The organism is Nostoc sp. DedQUE02, from assembly GCF_034531035.1.
GTDB lineage: Bacteria > Cyanobacteriota > Cyanobacteriia > Cyanobacteriales > Nostocaceae > Nostoc.
The window spans coordinates 22576-40107 of sequence record NZ_JAVRBY020000006.1; the positions used below are offsets into that span (position 1 = coordinate 22576).

Here is a 17532-nt window from a genome sequence, read left to right on the forward strand (position 1 = left end):
CTTTAGACAAAACTGGGGTGGGATGACGTGGATAGTGATGGTAAGTGAGTGGACTTGGACTTAATATCAGGTGATTATAGGGTTTTCACCTTTGATACCAATCAATTAATAACCAAGTAAATTCCCCAAATCGCCATTGCCCGTAGGTAAGTGCTAGCGCGAAAAGTACCAGTTGCGGTGATAGCCTCAGGTGTGCGAAATTGCAGACCATTGTCATAAATTTGCTGCACCACAGCTTGCGTCAACCTCAACGCTTCATCTTTCATTCCCATTTGCACGAGAAAAGCTGCTAATCCAAAGTTTATCCCCGTCCAGACTTCTAGAGGATGAGTAGCTTTGGGATTTTCTGGTGAACCATCAGGACGAACACCGTTAGCAGCACCAAACTCACCGTTGCAGAATTTCAAAAAGCACGCATCATAAACAGTTTTTAGGGCAGAAAGGGCGCGATCGCTCGCTACAATATCAGGTAAGTCCAGCAGACGAGCATAAAACTGTCCGCACAATTGATCTGCCATTACCACATCGGAACCACTTTCACTATCAAGTTTATAATATTTTCCATTCCAAAGTTTTTCGTCGTAGATCGGGCGAGATTGTTTTAACCAAGCTTCATAGATGGATTTTTGCGCCGCTAACTCTGCTGTGTTACCTGTCTGGTAAGTTAATAAAATATCGCTGATTGCGATCGCAGCCTCCAATGCCGCCAACCACAACCCGCCACAATAAGCGCTGACTCCTTGTAACCGCCAATCATCAAAGGTTTGGTCAGGCGCACCAGAATTTTCGGGAATTCCATCGCCATCAAGGTCAAAAGTTTTCAGGTAGTCTAAGGTTTGAACGATCGCAGGCCAGCAATCTACCAAAAATTCTACATCGTCAGCACCCATGAGCAGAAAATCACGGTATACTTGCAAGACAAAATCACTACCCAAATCTTTCCACAAATTGCAGTCTTGATAGCTGGTGTAGTTGGTTTTCTGCCAAACGTGTTCATTCGGTGCGCCTAAATCGTGGGGTGTTGCACCTACGACTTTGCGAACTGCGATCGGGCTTTCTGCCTTAATTGTCATATAATAGCCAATGATTCGGGGTGTATCATCACCTTGAGGAATCGCGCGTGCAAATGCCCGAATCACTGACTTTTCTAATTCTGGAAACAGCATCAGCAAGGCAAAAGAGCCATACAATCGCACATCTAGACTTTCATACCAACGATAATCTAAGCACTCTAGCACCGCAAACTGACCGATAGGGTCAAGTTCTGATGCTGCACTCCAAAGAGTACCGCCACTGGTGAGGTCATAAAGCTCATTAAATAGAGCCATTTTAAACCAGTCGGGTAAATCTTCCCGGTCGAGAATCGGTTTTTGCCAACTTTGAATTTGCGATCGCCAGTTTTGGTATTCTTGTAGCGCAGTCGATGCGATCGCCCAAGCATTATTTCCACTTTGATCAAAAAAGTCTGTATATCTGCGGTAATAGCTAACTCCAGCCGCAAACTCTGTAATCGGTAAATCCCAAGTGAGGACAAAGGGAATGTCGAGAGTTTCACCTGGCTGGAGAGTAAAACGGAGTGCCATCGCAGCCCCTAACTGTGTATTATTTGCTGCGGGAGTGGCATCAAGATGATTGGGTAAAGAACCGTCTTCAGCAAAACTTTGCCACACTTCTTCACCCCTTCCTTGAGGATTCCATCGGCTGTGGTGAAATACTTCTATTTGGGGATGCTTCAGCGTCGCAATACACCAGGTTCCGTCCCCTTCTTGCAATGGTTGATCGCTACCAACCCGACCGAAAACACAGCCAAACTGTTGTGTATTTTCAACTATTTGGTTATAGTTACCTTCGCTTTCGCCCCAACGTGGTTGGTATTCGTAAACCGGACTACCATCATCGCGTACCCGCACTTCGGGGGATTTCAGAGCATTTGTAAACCAGCCCACCATATTTTGCCAAGTGAGCATAATGCTGAGAGTAATCGGTGCATCTGTGGGGTTATGAGCATTCCAGAGGAATATCGCCACAGGGTAGCTAGTTTCTTGATAATTGCCTGCCCAGATTGGGGAAAACTGCTCACAGGTTAACTGTGCTTGAAATACATTTTCATACACAAACCAACTACGCGGGTATAGCGCATGATAATTGCCCGTCCCTTTAGCGCCGGGAAGTGCCGGATACCACTGCCAAGCTTTGAGAGTGCCATCATCGGGGACTTGGGTAGATAAAGCATAGGCTTGGGAAGATGTACCGTTGGACTCAAACACACTGAATTGACAAGCGGGAACGTTTTTGAAAGTATGCTCACCGCCGTCAATGTGCCACAGGTTAAAGTCTCCCCGTGAAGAACGACCGATACAACCTGCGCCAAAGCCACCTAAAGGCATACCATGCCAAGGGCCATCATCGATATTACTTGCATAGCGAACGGTATAAGGTTTGTCCCAGCCTAAACCGATAGGACGGCTCCAAGTGCAAGAGGGAATTTTCGGGGAGAATTGATTTGTCATCACCTGATGTTACAGCGTGCGGTTACGTCCATGAAGACTAGCGCGATGTGTGATTTTTCTCAAGTTTTCTAGCTTTTCAAATTTTAACTTTGGGATTAGCAAGAATCTCAGTCCCCAATTCTCGCTAATTGTTTCTCTCACTTTTGCTGTCAAGACTAGAATTAGAATTGACGTGACATTCTTCTAGTAGCCAAAGTGCCAGACTCTCTGCCATTAAGCGATCGCTATCTTGCTTTAATCGATGAAATTGTCGAAACCACCCTCAAGGGCAAAATTAGCTCTGTAGAACAGGTGTATCAAATGCTGCTTAAAGGAATTACTTCCGGGACAGGGGAAGTCTTTGAGCTAGCTTTGAGCGATCGCCTGAATGCTCTCCAAAGCCAAGTAGATAGCGAAAAAGACGAACTCAAGAAAGCTAAAGCTACTCGCTCTTTGAGAGCCATTAAGACGATTCAAAGTCAATGGCAACGTTGGCAAGAGCAAAACAAAGCTACAGAAGCGATCGCCTCCGCAGTAATAGAAATTACCACAGCCCCGTCTGATGAGCGTCTAGCGGCATTTATCCGGGTTACTGACCCAAATCAGAAGTATCCGCTAAATTTACAACAGCTACAGCAATTGTCAAAAGCATTACTGCAATTTGCTCAGGCAGATTCTGATTTACAACAATTTTCCGAAGGAATTACCCGTGGTTTAGCTTCTTGGCAGCGATTACAAGACAACTTGCTCAGTTGGATATACGAGCAAAAAGAATCTTTGGGATTTGGCGGCGTACCGGGAGAACGTGGCCCTTGGGCAAGTTGGGCTAAACAACTCAATAGTGAATTACCCAAAACACTACTTCGTACCTTAGCTAGGGAAGAATCCGCAATAGAGTTTGCAGAGCGACAACAGGGTATTACCCTCAGAGATTGGGTGGAAATGGCATTGATTTTACAGTACTTGCAACGGGGACTAATTAACTGGTTTGACCAACAAGCTTACGATGTGAAAGCGGGGCCAAAGTTGTCCATTTCCACCTTTTTGACCTTTGCAGTGATTTGGAGTCAGTTAGCAAGTGGTTTTAGGAGCGTTGGGACAGTATACAGCGATGCCTGTTCTCAAATCATGCTCCAGATTTTACGAACCTTTGCCCAGCGTCCGTATTTTCCCTTTTATGGCGGGATTTTTGCCTCTTTTACTGGTACTTATTTACGAGATGCCTTAGATTATTTAGATGAACCGCTACGACGAGGCGAAGGAACCCAAGAAAAGGCGCGAATTTTGACTCTTTTAGGCTATTCTCAACGTGCTTTAGGACAATACCAACGCTCTATTGATTTTCATCAGCAGGCGTTAGAGATAGCCAGAAATGCAAGCGATCGCACCTGTGAAATTGCCAATCTCAACCACCTCAGCCGCACCTACGTACAACAGCAAAATTATGCTGAGGCAATTAACTATAGTCAACGAGCATTAATACTGAGTCGGCAAGCAGGCGATCGCACAGGAGAAGCCAACGCGCTGGTAAATTTAGGTTACAGCGAAGTCATGCAAGCTCAGGAATTGGAAAACCTAGAACCCGAAACTTATGAAGCCGCAATTAATTATTTGGAACAAGGTTTAAAGTTATCAGAAAAATTAGGCGATCTTCAAAGTAAAGCCTTATGTGTCAGCAGTTTAGGAATTGCCTATCTAGTAATTGGACAACATCAAACGGCAATTAAATATCTCGAAGATGGTTTTAAAACAGCGCAAGTTTCCGGTGATTTGTATCTCCAAGGACGGAACTTAGCTTATTTGGCAGAAGCTTATTATCATCTGCAAAATTCGGAAAAAACTGTTTACACAGGCTGCTTGGGAATGTATCTTTTAGAGCAAATTGCTTCTAGTGAATGGCATCAACCAGCAGGATTACTGACAATTTTACAAGGACAAATAGGGACAGAAGCTTTCCAAAACTTCTTACAGCAACATCGCCCGAAAATTATTGCAGTTATCGGTGTCGATGGATACGATCACATTCCACAATTGTTAGAAGAATACAAGCAAGATATGTAAGAAGTGAAAAACTGTGCGATCGCTCCACAGCTTAACAAATCGCAACGACCCCAGGCGTTAGGGTAACAACGTCTGTTAGATTTTGCCGCCAAAAACAAGATTTAAGCTGAACATTAATATTTACTCTTACTTTTGTGGTAGCACGATGAATTTGCCTTAGCTGCTTTCGTAAGATTTCATGAAGCTTGAGTCTTTTGAGCAGGAACAATATCTTCTGTCGCTAGTTTCAAGGTTGTAGAAATCATGACGAATGTCTTGCAAGTGTCCTAAAAAAGAAACACTAACCATTCCAGACAACGGCACCATTAAATTGGAGAGGATATTTGCGATCGCTAATCTGAAATAGCGAGGAATCCATCGGTCTTGCAAGTCATTATTTCCTAACATTTGCAATTAGTTAGCTGATGCGATTGGATATTTAGCTAATTCGTAATTTGTTATTTTCGGCGAAACACCACACCAAATTGTAAAATTGGTGATTTTGAATTAGTTGTAAATAAATTTCCTACTACTTTCATCACGAATTACGTTTGGGACGTAGGAACTTGATTACAAATTACGAATTATTTTAAACCCTGTCAAACCCGTTCTTCTATTTGCGTATAATCATAATACCCAAAGATTGCTTCTTGATGACGATAATGTTTAAACTCTATCAAGTTATAGAAGGGATCTTCTAAAAAAAAGGTGTCATGCTCTATAAAAGAATCAGCAAAACGGAGTTCAGGTTTTTGTCTAAAATAGAGCTTTTGTTGCTCTGCCCTTGAAAGTACTTCTTCCCAATCACTTTTTAAGCTAAAGACAATTCCGCAATGCCTGGGGTATATAGGTTGAGGTACAAGAGTTTCTTTTGTCAAGAAAGCAACAAATTGATGTCCGTGGAGATTAAGAATTAAAAGTTGACGGTTTTCTCGACCAGGAATACAACCCAAACCATCAACATAGTATGTTTTTGCCAGAGCAAGGTCTGTCACAGGAAAGGTAAGATGAAATAAAGTTTTGTTCATTGCTAAAGACTACTTTCAAAAATTCAAGGTAAGGTAATTAATCGCTTGTTTTAAACTCCTAATATTATATTGGAGTAGCCAACAATATTAGAGGTTGAAATGTACCACTGATATTAATCCCACAGGCTAATAATTCAGCTAGAAAATGAACTATTTTTTGATTATCTTATACAGAGTGCATATTAATTAGTATTTTTCCATCTTTTCTGGAACGCGAAGACTCGAAAGCATTTAAAATGTCTTTAAAAGGTAAAGATGAAGTTACAAGTTTTTCAACTCCACAAAGTTTTCCTTTGTGAATCATGGTAATCACGTTATTAAATATGCCATACCCAGAATGTCCGCGAGAACCTACTATTGTATGTGCCCCACTTACAAGACTATTCAAATCTATAAATGCTTCTGACTCTGCCCTACCTAAATAAATAATTTTTCCTCTTTTAGCAATATTTCTTTCCATCATTGGGATAGTATATTTAGCTGCTCCTGCGGCTTCAACTTGGATATCGGCTCCCCAACCTCCTGTAATTTCTTGAACCATTTCCGAAAAATCATTTGTGGAGCCTATATTGTAAGCGTAATCAGCTCCCATTGATTTAGCAAGATTGAGTCTTTCTTCAATAGAATCAACTGCTATTACTATTGCTGCACCAGCTGCTTTAAGTAACATCACAGCACCTAGTCCAATTGCTCCTACACCATAGACTATGGCAAATGCACCAGGTAAGAAACCATTTCCCGATATAAAAATACCGTTATAAGCACAACCGATAGGTTCTATTAAAGTACCTATTTTACAAACCTCTTCAAAGGAATATCTTTCTTGTAAGTGATTCAGTTTCCAACAATATTTGGCTTTGAGAGTTATATATTCGGCAAAGCCACCATCTACTGTTAATCCCAACAGTTCTACATTTTCACACTGATTCGGCATTCCTATGCGGCAAGGTGTACAGTGCCCACACCATAAAATGCTTTCTGTAGTTATAATATCACCCTGGCAAAATCCTTTAACTTCATTACCAACTTCGACGATTTCACCTGAAAGCTCATGTCCTAAAACAACGGGTAACTTGGTAGGGCCAGAAAATAGAATATACCCTTGTTTATCTGTCTCATAAACGTGAATATCTGACCCACAGACACCGCAATATTTAACCCTTACTAAAACTTCATCATGCCTAAGAACAGGAAAGCTTTTATCAACAATCTTAAATTGTGGATCTTTCCAAGCAAGGCTCCCGACAACACCTAAATTTTTGTTCAGGTTTTGCTTCTTGGGTGTCCATGTAGCTTCAGCCAGTAATGCTTTCATTAAATAATTTCCAATTACTTGTAATAAATGATTTTCACAAAGGGATCTCTCACCCCCTGCGATGTCTGCAAGCGGATTGTCTTGTTAAAACACTGGAGCAGAATACTATGACAGTAGTTTGCGAACGTACAGAAATATATGTGTTGATTGTGACAAGTGCTATGAGAAATTATTGAAGTATGATTTGAATATCATTTTTAGCCCCACCTTCAAGGGCGTTTCGTTTATAACTGCCTTACGAAGAGCTACAGAACCTTTTACAATGTTTATACTGCCTTTTACATCCAAAATAGTCACGTCATTGACAGTTCGTTTTTATATCGATATATTTATGTCCTTCTTTTGCTCAATGAAAAAATATTAAAAATTAATTCAACGAAAAGCAAGGACAGTTAAGACAATTAAGGAATTTAATAAAAATTTTATAATTTCCCTAACGGGATGTATGAGTGTTGTGAAAGTACGATCGCCTATGAGTGGGCAGAATAGCAAAAAAAATCGCAATCTTAAGATACTTAAAACCCACATTCCGGCTGAAGCAGATCGTATTTGTGATTGCGTTCCGACCACCATAGGCGATCGCACTGTGTAAAACTGAGTAATATTTCCTTTCCTGACTCAAAGAAGTCCTGCTGATTCATATAATCGTTTAAGCATTGCTGAAATCTTGGTGCCATAATCTAAATCTGCTGACCAGCGTCCTGATAGCTGATCGATTAATGGCGCAATCCCGCGTGTGACAAAACGAAACCTGGGATCTACTACTTCCTGTACCAAAGGTTCTAAACTAGCGTAAGCTTTCAAATGTTGAACGTGCGCCCTAACTCCAATTCTCGCACTTGGGAAAGACGCAGCCTCCGAACCGCCACCGATCGCACCTAAGCCTGCAAAGTTATTTTGCTCAGGTTTAATATCGCCACCAAATCGTAAAAATCCAGTTTCTATACACATTTGGCAGAAGGCAATATCATAGTTCACTCCCTCTATACCTGCTTCTTCGCGATAAAGTTTGGAGATATCAGGAAACTTGGCTAAAGCATTTTCATTATTGTTTCTCAGGAATAATTGTAACTGTACTTCGGAAGTATTACCGTTTGACATCACCCGCGAAAATTGACCAGGGCAAACTACTAAATTCGATCGCAAGCTGACAGTACGCGTTGCAGCAGCCCAACTGACTGCAACATTAAAATCTCGCAGTTCGATCGCTTTGACGTAAACTACTTTGTGATAGGTAATCCGATTGACATTAGCCACTTTTGAGAGGTCAATCCGCAGAACGTCTACTAAATCAATGGGAATGTAAGCATTACCATTAACTAAAACTCCTTGCTCTGAGTAATTTTGTCCATTAATATTAATATTAATTGGCGGATAATTTGCTTCCGTCGGAGTTCCAGGAGTAGGATCAATTACACGACTCCAAGTTACCAATCCATCGACAATTCCCAAAGCAAAATCGCGGCGACGAGTTTGCAGCAAAGCCCGATCCTCTGGATTGCTGAGAAACCCTACTTGCATCACCAAAGCTGGCAGTGTTGTCTGGCGACAAAATGCTAAACTACCCAATCCACTATCTGTATCTGGCTTGACTCCCCGATTCGGCAATTGAGGTACGCGGCGCAATAACCCCACTAGCAACTGTTCAGCATTGCTTCTGCGATCGCTATTATTAACAATGTAGAATACGCTAGCCCCGCGTACAGAAGGGCTGTTCGCCGCATTAGATTCAATTTCTAGGGCGACATCACCCCGGCGGCCACGAGAATTGATCCAGGTGATAGTTTGGGCAGCACTCAAGTCATCAGGAACCGCCAAAATTTCCAAATTCCGCGCCCTCAGTTCCGTGACAATCAAATCCCGCAGCAGAATCATTTCTTTTGCTTCACTTGTACCACCTGCGATCGCACCTGGATCTATTCCTCCCGCTTCTTTCCCTCCGTGAGCTGCTGAAATAAAAATACGCCCCATTTTAAGTATTTCCTCTGATAAAATTAAATGTAAGCAATTGTATAGATCATTCTTGGTCTAGCAACAAGAATATAATAGCCATCAGAAGTCTAAAGTCATTTATCCTTTGTTATTTCTCCAAAGTTAATGGCGAGGGACTGGGGACACAACGACTGCGCTCAGTGCATCGCTGGGGACTAGATACTAGGTAATAAGTAATGGGTATTTCAATCCCCATTACCCCTTATCCCCAGAGGGGGCCCCACCTTCCCCAATCCCCATTACCCCTTATCCCCAGAGGGGGCCCCACCTTCTCCAATCCCCAATCTCCAATTCCCAATCCCTAATTCCATGCAAATCCCCCGCTTGCACCCAGATACAATTGAGGAAGTTAAACTACGGGCTGACATTGTAGATGTCGTTTCAGAATACGTAGTTTTACGCAAACGTGGAAAGGATTTTGTCGGTTTGTGTCCCTTCCACGATGAAAAATCTCCCAGTTTCACCGTAAGTCAGACCAAGCAAATGTACTATTGCTTCGGCTGTCAAGCTGGAGGAAATGCCATTAAGTTTGTCATGGAGTTGGGAAAGCGTTCTTATACTGAAGTTGTGCTGGATTTAGCGCGGCGTTACCAAGTACCTGTACAAACTCTCGAACCCGAACAACGCCAAGAATTACAGCGTCAGCTATCTTTGCGCGAGCAGTTATATGAAGTTCTGGCTTCCTCAGCACAGTTTTATCAACACGCCCTCAGACAATCCCAAGGGCAAAAAGCACTTCAATATTTGCAATCTAACCGCCAACTCAAAGAAGAAACTATACAGCAATTTGGTTTAGGTTATGCCCCCGCAGGCTGGGAAACGCTCTATCGTTATTTAGTAAAAGATAAACATTACCCAGCGCAAATACTGGAAAAAGCGGGGTTGATTAAGCCACGCAAGGAAGGAGGCAGTTATTATGATGTATTCCGCGATCGCTTGATGATTCCCATCCGTGATGTGCAAGGGCGTGTTATTGCCTTTGGTGGTAGAACCCTGACTGATGAACAACCTAAATATCTGAATTCACCCGAAACCGAACTTTTTAGTAAAGGTAAAACATTATTTGCCCTCGATCAAGCTAAAGGTGGGATTTCTCAACTAGATCAAGCGGTGGTGGTAGAGGGATATTTTGATGCGATCGCTCTCCATGCTGCTGGTATTAATAACGCCATCGCTTCACTTGGTACAGCCTTAAGCTTAGAACAAGTCCGGTTAATATTACGTTACACCGAATCAAAACAATTAGTACTCAACTTTGATGCTGATAAAGCCGGAACCAATGCTGCTGAACGTGCGATCGGTGAAATTGCCGAACTGGCATACAAGGGCGAAGTTCAGCTAAAAATTCTCAATTTACCCGATGGTAAAGATGCTGATGAATATTTGCATAGCCACACTCCAGAAGATTATCGAGAACTGCTAAAAAATGCGCCACTTTGGCTAGACTGGCAGATTCAGCAAATTATTCAAGACCGAGACTTAAAACAGGCTACTGATTTTCAGCAAGTAACTCAGCAAATAGTCAAATTACTTAAAAATATAGCTAACAGCGATACACGAAATTATTATGTTTCTTATTGTGCAGAAATACTCAGCTTAGGAGATACCAGACTTATACCCCTAAGAGTCGAAAATCTGTTAACTCAAATTGCTCCGGCTGCGGCTACATACTCTAAGCCTGTGTCAGCCCGAAAAGCATGGGGAGCTAGCAAATCTCTAGTTCCAAGTCCCAACTCCCCAATCCCTACAGAACGCAGCCTTTTAGAACACGCAGAGGCGTTATTATTGCGAATTTACTTGCATTGTCCCGAACAGCGTCAATTGATTGTTGACGAACTAGAGGAGCGAGATTTGCAATTTAGCCTTTCCCACCACCGATTTTTATGGCAACAGATTTTAGAAATTTCATCGGGTGATGGAGAGACGAAAAATTTTGCGTCTCTACCAAATTTAATTTCCCGCTTGCAAGACCGATTCTTAGAATTTGACAGCGAGATCGGATTAATTTCCCATTTGTTTCATGTGGATGAAAAAAATCAGAAAGAAATACTTCGGACTCCGCAAGTAGTTCAAGCTGCGATCGCTTGCATGGATTTGGTGATGCTTGAAAAACGCTATCGCCACTTTTTGGAACTATGGCAACAAACCGATCCAGAAGCTGAACCAGAGCGTTATCAATCTTATTATCAGGCGTTCTACGCTGAAAAAATCAAGTTGCAACAAATAGACCGACAACGGTTATTTTCCATCACAGAGTTGTTATAGCCCAATACAGTTCAGTTAAGCATTTCTTTCTTCTCTTTGCATCCTTTGCATCCTACCCTGCGGCAAGCCGCTTCGCTAATGCGTCTGCGTTAAAAAATTGACTTTGACAAAGAATTTTAGCCTTAACCCAAGCGTATTGAGCTAAAGAAGATTAGCGATCACGTTTAGCAGAACGGCGCGATGCGGACGAACGAGCACCAGGCTTATCGGCATTCGTAGCAGGTGGCGCTGCCTTACGTTTAGCCGATCTCTGCGGTAAAGGTTTAGGAGTACGAGCCGGACGCTGATCACCTTCGGGTTTGGCTCTGTGTTGTCGTCCATTTGGGATTGGTTCGGCATTGATATCCGGGTTGGGGACAAAACCAGCCACTACTTCCCTTGGCAAGCGCTGTTCAATCAGTTTTTCAATATCTTTCAATAGAGGGTATTCATCAACGGACACCAGCGATACAGCTTCACCGGAAGCGCCAGCGCGACCGGTGCGCCCAATGCGATGAACATAATCTTCCGGTACATTGGGCAAATCGAAGTTGACTACATGAGGGAGTTCGCTGATATCAAGACCTCTAGCAGCAATATCTGTCGCCACTAATACCTGTAAGCTGCCATTTTTGAATTTTGCCAAAGCATTAGTCCGCACAGGCTGGCTCTTATTACCGTGGATTGCCAGTGCTTGAATGCGGTCTTCGCCCAACTGCTTAACCAAACGGTCAGCGCCATACTTAGTGCGAGTAAACACTAGCACTTGATACCAATTATCTCGCCGGATCAGGTGAGCAAGTAATTGGCGTTTCTTGTCACGGTCTACTTGGTAAATTTTCTGGGCGATCGTCTCGGCGGTAACGTTGCGGCGTGCTACCTCAATCATCGTCGGGTTATTAAGCAATCCGGCAGCGAGTGCCTTAATTTTGTCTGAAAAAGTTGCGAAGAATAGCAAATTCTGTCGCTGTTTGGGCAAAAGTGAGAGGATGCGGCGAATATCATTAATAAAGCCCATGTCGAGCATTCGGTCTGCTTCATCCAGCACCAAAACCTCAATATGCGATAGGTTCAGCGTACCCTGCTGTACATGGTCTAGCAGTCGCCCTGGAGTAGAGACCAGAATATCCACTCGATTCCTCAAACGCTGTTTTTGCAGATGAATACCGACTCCGCCAAACATCACCATTGAGTTTAGCTTCAAGTACTTGCCATACTCGCGCACGCTTTCTTCCACCTGTGCAGCTAGTTCACGAGTTGGGGTGAGAATCAGTGCCCGGATTGGTGGATACCCATTAGACGTACCTTTGCTCTTTTCAGATGATAATCGATGCAAGAGCGGCAGGGTAAAACTAGCGGTCTTTCCAGTGCCAGTTTGTGCCCCAGCTAGCAAATCGCTACCCGACAAGACGGCAGGAATCGCCTGCATCTGAATTGGCGTAGGTTCGGTATATCCTCGCTCGGTAACGGCACGGATAATTTCATTGGACAAGCCGAGATTAGAAAAAGACATAAAACTCCCAAAATAACATCGGCCTGTCGCCAATCACGGCGTCAGTCTTAGGCGGACGGATAAAAATCATTAAAAGGCTGGATAGGCAGTAGCGCAAAGACTGAGAGCGAATGCCGCAATATTTAATTGTAACAGATTGTCGTCCATTGTGTTGTTAAAGTTGCTCTGATTCAGTGTTGTGTTAAATTGGCATTACCTGCTTGTAAAGCAAAGTATTGAACAAATAGGAGAAATTCATTATCGCAATCCAAAAGCAACTGATTAATTCACAAATCAAGTCACCTAGCGTCTTCTTGATTGACCATGAGAATAACAATCGTGGTCTGATCGATACCAATGAAGCGCTACAACTAGCCGAAAGTTTAGAGCTTGACCTAGTTGTAGTTTCCCAAGGTAAAGACGCTCCGATCGCGAAGATTCTCAATTATGGGAAGCTTCAGTATCAAAAGAAAAAACGTCAGAGCCAAAGTGCCAGACCCACAGTAAAGGAAGTTCGGTTCGGTCTAAACGTGGGTGTGGCTGATTATAACTTGCGTATTCAAAGAGCAGTTCAGTGGTTGAGTAAAGGCGATTCAGTCAAGTTTGCCATCCGTTTACGAGGCCGAGAACATCAATATCGCGATCAAGCAGGAGAACTGCTAGACCGAATTGCAAACGATCTCAGTCAAGTAGGTAAAATCCAGTCGCTAGATAAACGCGCACTAATTATTCAAGTTATTCCTGCCTAGCTAATCTGGCGATCGCTGGAGGATATATTTGTGGCAGCTTGTAAAGAACGAAAAACCCGGAGGCAACACTGTAGCTTCTATGGAAAAAACATTGACATTCTCCCCATTGAAGACAGCAAGGGGATTTTTTCGCTGTGCATCGAATCACGTTTGCACACAGCTATGGTGGAAATGAGGATGGAACCTTAAACCAGTGGAGGTGCCATAACCCCAAGTACTGGGACATCGAAACATCCCAGATCCTGTCTACGAATATTGATAAAGCCAACCCCATTTCTATAGGACTCGAAGCCGCACTGAACTTATAAGTGCGGCTTTTGGTTTTATTTTTTTGTCGTATACTCCAAGATGGATTAATAAGCTTTTAAGTTGAAAGCAAGAGAGTTTTACCCATAACAGAGCTACTAGGGATTGAAAATTATCTTCATTTTATCGCCAGTGAGAAAACCGTTCCACAATATCCTTTACTGTCTTATAACTTAGATGAAACTGCTGGGCGATCTGGCGACTAGAATACCCCTCTCTGCTCATCGTTAAGACTTGAAAGGCATACTTGTTTAATTGTTTTAAATCATCCATCTAATTTTTTGACCTTTTGTATAGGGTTGGGTAAAAATTCGTATTATTTTAGATGAAACAATTATTGTAAAACAAGCTTAGGGTGTTAGGGACTTTTGCAAGAGCTTTTGTAAATAAACTAGAGAACCGACCGTGATTAGAGATTTTCTAAAAAAAGTTACTCTTTTTGCCAAATTTATTTTTCTACCTAGTGAACAAGTGAAGGCAGATAAAGTATGGTTTAATGTTAAGTTCTCTAGCAATAAGGGATACAAAGCAAAAGTATCAGGGTTACAATAGTTGTTGAAATAATTTTAATGCCTATCTCCACACAGATGAGTACTTTATCTATGGTTAGGCGTGCTTTTAATAAAATTGAGTCAGGAATAGACATCCTTTCCTTATTTATAAGGGTTATAGGAAGCAGCAAACTCTCAACCCTGTTGCTTGATTGTAGTTTTATCAAGGCCAGGCGTTAAGAACTCGTGGCGGCTCTTGTATCAACGTTGTAGTTGGGGTATATAGGAATCCGGTTTGATTACTGAAATCACTTGGCTTAATAGGCAATAGGCACTCTTGCAATAGGCAAGAGGATTTCAGAAGATTAAGGTATACCGAGTTTTTTTCAAAAATCAAATATGAATCCTATAGAGAGCGAAATTTCATAACTTTGTACGAAATCGTACTGACTGGGAGCGGCTGAGTTCTTTAAACTTTAAACAATACTTAAATATAGACAATCCCGAACGTCTAAGAAATTTGGGAGCAAATTCATAGATGGCAATATCCCTTAACTTCTCGTTACTGGATTTTAGCCAAGAACTAACAATTTGTAGGATAAAACCCATTAATAATTTCTTAACAGTCTCTTTCTTCCTATTCAGGGATTGAAACTTAGATGTCACCTGAATTAATAATGAACTTAAATATGTTTACCCAGCAGTTACAATCAGTGCAAGGGCGTTTAGCTAACTTACGCCAGGATACAAACACCCCAGTACAGGCAAAAGCCGATATGCTGGTGGCAACTCTGAAGGAACTTGATACTGCTTCAAAAACACTAGAGATAGTTACAGAGAAGTTGTTCGAGCAAACTCAAAAATTGGGAAATGTACAAGCACGGCTTAGAGAGGAATACAAGCGCTACCAAGACCTATTAGAGTTTATCCCAAATGCTTACTTGGTGAGTGACACACAAGGAAAAATTCAGTCAGCTAATTGTGCCACTGCCACACTGTTCAATGTTCAACAGCGATTTTTGGTGAACAAACCGTTAGCCTGTTTCATTCCAGTTGAAGAACGTCACGCGTTTCGTTACCAACTAAATCAGATGTACAAGTGTGAGTGTGACTATATGCAAGAGTACATATTACGCATACAGCCTCGTGACTGTGAGCCTTTTGAGGCTGCTATGACTGTAGCTCCGATCCGCGACGTTAAAGGCAAGTTAACAGGCTTGCGCTGGATGGTGCGCGACGTTACTCACGTCTGGCAACAGTCTCAATTAGTGCTATTAAAGTGAGAAGGGCTTATAAGAGACAGGGGGCAGGAAGACAAGAGGAAAGACTTGTTGGAAGTTCTCAGACGTTATCTCTCTAGCTTAAAGTTGAGAAGGCGATCGTATTCCTCTTTGATTACCCCATAACACTCACAGGCAGCCTCTTTTAGCCCCTGCTGCTCGACGATTTTGATTTTCTTTCGGCTGCATTTGATAAGACCTTTCTTTTCTAAGATGTGGGCGGTTTCGGTGATACCAGAACGGCGCACGCCCAGCATATGGGAGAGGAACTCATGGGATAGTAACAGTTCATCAGAGTAGAGACGGTCACTGGACTCAAGCAACCAACGGGCCATGCGTTTTTCTATAGTATGAGTGCGGTTGCAAGCAACATTTTGCGAGATTTGCGCGATATAAGCCTGTGTGTATTTCAGCATCACGTCCCGCAGCGACTTATTGATGTCGAACTCATGCAGCAGCAAATGTGCCTTCATTTTCACCGCGTTGCCAGGAACCTGAATGATGTACTGGGTCTGCGTCGTCTCGTGGCCGCCCATGAAGGCGTTGATTCCTACCATCTCGCGGCTTCCAACTACTCCGGCTTCAACCGTGCCGCCGTCCATCATCGTGATGGTGACTGAGATCAGGCAGGTGAGAGGGAAGTAGACTTCTTCAATGGTTTCGCCGGGTCGGTTGAGTATATTGCCGGATGAAAGCTCGACCTCCTCCATTTTGTTTTCTATCCGCTTGTACACCTCACGGGGCAGGGCGGCGAGCAGGAGGTTTTCAGTAGCCATGTTTTTTTAGAACTTTTTTATTAACTATTTTTTATATTTTTAAGCTATGCCATCCGAAGACCTATAAGCATAACTACGCAACCTTAGCCAATTTTGAAGAAATGTTAGCCAGCAGTTTTTTAATAATTATTAACTGATACCTTTTCAAGGTTTTTACGCCAAGTAAGGTTTTACAATCCGTATTAATTAAAGGTATTTTTATACTATACTACGCCCGGATTTCTCACTTGTGAGAAATCCGGGCCAAACATTCCAGCATTGAGTTATATCATGTCTGCTTGATTACTTATTAAACCCGGAGAACCCCACCGCGCAGGCGTAAAGGGGTTGGGGGTGAGGTTCTTTTATGATTATGGATAATTTGGCAAACACGATCTTAATCAAGGTGATATTTGACCTTCTGACCGAACAAGCGCGGGAAATAGCTAATCTAATCGGCGCATTTATTGATTAGGTGTGTCAAAGCATCAATCAGGCGATCGCTTTCCATTGGTACAATGTCGTGTCCATGCATTACATTTTGAGTAATATGAAAATGCACCAATGTTCCTATGATAATTCTCGCTGTTGCCTCTGGGTCAGGTATTTTTAGTTCAGGAGCCGCTAAGTAGTGAGTGAGAGTTTCCATTACTGGCTTAATCATCGTCTGCACACAAATTTGAGCTAACTCAGGAAAACGCCCAGATTCCCCGATTAGTACTCGCATAAATGCACTATGTTCTTTGTCGTTAAGCATCTGATTTAATGCTTTGGTTATTACCTGGTGCAGTATGGCGGCTGGTTTGCCCTCAATAGGTTCTGTGCCAAAAATGGAGCTGTTCTTTTTGCTTGTCAGTTGCTCTAACAGTACTTTAAAAAGCCCTTCTTTATCTTGAAAGTGGCTGTAGACTGTCGCTTTAGAAACACCTGCTGCTACTGCTACCCGATCCATACTTGTACCAGCGTAGCCATTTTGGAGGAATTCTTGCATTGCCCCTTGCAGAATTTGCTCTACTTTATCAACGGAATTATCTCGATCAACTTCGTCAGTTTTGATGCGTACCATTTATTAATCATCCTTTCTTGTAAACAATATTAATAGATGCTGCAAAATGCCCCAACACAAAATGGCGAAAATAAATATACCCTTCCTTGAAGGGGGTAGCACTTCGACTCCCTTCGGCTCCGCTCAGGGCAAACCGCTCAGTGACCGGGGGGCAGTGTTTCGGCTACGCGGCAGTTGAGCGTAGTCGAAACTCAACAACCAGGCAGATGGCAGGAGGCAAAAATAGCATCTCGCTGCCTAATGCCTTTGCAAGTTGATTGACAAGTTTAGTTGTATCATATTGAC

Annotated in this window: 14 protein-coding genes; 5 read left to right on the top strand and 9 right to left on the bottom strand. The window is 42.6% G+C overall.

Translation table 11 applies throughout. The features are described from left to right. Nucleotides 1-101: 101 nt before the first annotated feature. On the bottom strand, nt 102-2510 hold the full coding sequence (locus tag RMX98_RS08030; RefSeq protein ID WP_322679856.1) for a GH116 family glycosyl hydrolase: 2409 nt from the start codon (nt 2508-2510) through the stop codon (nt 102-104). A gap of 195 nt (nt 2511-2705) precedes the next feature. On the opposite strand from RMX98_RS08030, the gene RMX98_RS08035 reads away from it, so the two are divergent. Then, nucleotides 2706-4550 (top strand): tetratricopeptide repeat protein, encoded by a 1845-nt coding sequence (locus tag RMX98_RS08035; protein WP_322679857.1) that lies wholly within the window; start codon nt 2706-2708, stop codon nt 4548-4550. A gap of 156 nt (nt 4551-4706) precedes the next feature. Here RMX98_RS08035 and RMX98_RS08040 read toward each other — a convergent pair whose 3' ends face one another. From RMX98_RS08040 to iolM, 3 genes are all read right to left on the bottom strand, one after another. After that, nucleotides 4707-4937 (bottom strand): hypothetical protein, encoded by a 231-nt coding sequence (locus tag RMX98_RS08040; protein ID WP_322679858.1) that lies wholly within the window; start codon nt 4935-4937, stop codon nt 4707-4709. Nucleotides 4938-5128: 191 nt separating this feature from the next. Then, nucleotides 5129-5557, bottom strand: a complete 429-nt coding sequence (locus tag RMX98_RS08045) for a VOC family protein (protein ID WP_322679859.1) — start codon at nt 5555-5557, stop codon at nt 5129-5131. 166 nt (nt 5558-5723) lie between these two features. Beyond that, on the bottom strand, nt 5724-6872 hold the full coding sequence (gene iolM, locus RMX98_RS08050; protein ID WP_322679860.1) for a scyllo-inosose 3-dehydrogenase: 1149 nt from the start codon (nt 6870-6872) through the stop codon (nt 5724-5726). A 445-nt stretch (nt 6873-7317) separates the two neighbouring features. Between iolM and RMX98_RS08055 the strand changes: the two genes are divergently transcribed. Then, entirely contained in the window at nt 7318-7464 is a 147-nt protein-coding gene (locus RMX98_RS08055; RefSeq protein WP_322679861.1) for a hypothetical protein, read from the top strand. 26 nt (nt 7465-7490) lie between these two features. Here the strand turns inward: RMX98_RS08055 and RMX98_RS08060 are convergent, their stop codons facing one another. Next, a complete protein-coding gene (locus RMX98_RS08060; protein ID WP_322679862.1) occupies nt 7491-8843 on the bottom strand; it encodes an N-acetylmuramoyl-L-alanine amidase in 1353 nt (450 codons plus the stop codon). 330 nt (nt 8844-9173) lie between these two features. On the opposite strand from RMX98_RS08060, the gene dnaG reads away from it, so the two are divergent. Beyond that, nucleotides 9174-11129 carry a DNA primase gene (gene dnaG, locus RMX98_RS08065; RefSeq protein ID WP_322679863.1) on the top strand — a complete coding sequence of 652 codons (1956 nt, stop codon included), beginning with the start codon at nt 9174-9176 and terminating at the stop codon, nt 11127-11129. 151 nt (nt 11130-11280) lie between these two features. On the opposite strand, the gene RMX98_RS08070 is transcribed toward dnaG, so the two are convergent. Beyond that, nucleotides 11281-12621 carry a DEAD/DEAH box helicase gene (locus RMX98_RS08070; protein WP_322679864.1) on the bottom strand — a complete coding sequence of 447 codons (1341 nt, stop codon included), beginning with the start codon at nt 12619-12621 and terminating at the stop codon, nt 11281-11283. Nucleotides 12622-12881: 260 nt separating this feature from the next. On the opposite strand from RMX98_RS08070, the gene infC reads away from it, so the two are divergent. Further along, nucleotides 12882-13349, top strand: a complete 468-nt coding sequence (gene infC, locus RMX98_RS08075; RefSeq protein WP_322679917.1) for a translation initiation factor IF-3 — start codon at nt 12882-12884, stop codon at nt 13347-13349. A gap of 429 nt (nt 13350-13778) precedes the next feature. Here the strand turns inward: infC and RMX98_RS08080 are convergent, their stop codons facing one another. Then, complete coding sequence (locus tag RMX98_RS08080) at nt 13779-13928, bottom strand: helix-turn-helix domain-containing protein (protein WP_409880868.1); 150 nt, start codon at nt 13926-13928, stop codon at nt 13779-13781. 877 nt (nt 13929-14805) lie between these two features. Between RMX98_RS08080 and RMX98_RS08085 the strand changes: the two genes are divergently transcribed. Continuing rightward, complete coding sequence (locus RMX98_RS08085; protein ID WP_322679865.1) at nt 14806-15429, top strand: PAS domain-containing protein; 624 nt, start codon at nt 14806-14808, stop codon at nt 15427-15429. Nucleotides 15430-15494: 65 nt separating this feature from the next. Here RMX98_RS08085 and RMX98_RS08090 read toward each other — a convergent pair whose 3' ends face one another. Both RMX98_RS08090 and RMX98_RS08095 read right to left on the bottom strand, forming a co-directional pair. Continuing rightward, entirely contained in the window at nt 15495-16202 is a 708-nt protein-coding gene (locus RMX98_RS08090) for a Crp/Fnr family transcriptional regulator (RefSeq protein WP_322679866.1), read from the bottom strand. A 430-nt stretch (nt 16203-16632) separates the two neighbouring features. Beyond that, nucleotides 16633-17247: a TetR/AcrR family transcriptional regulator gene (locus tag RMX98_RS08095; RefSeq protein WP_322679867.1), complete on the bottom strand. Its 615-nt coding sequence runs from the start codon at nt 17245-17247 to the stop codon at nt 16633-16635. Between the last annotated feature and the right edge of the window lie 285 nt (nt 17248-17532).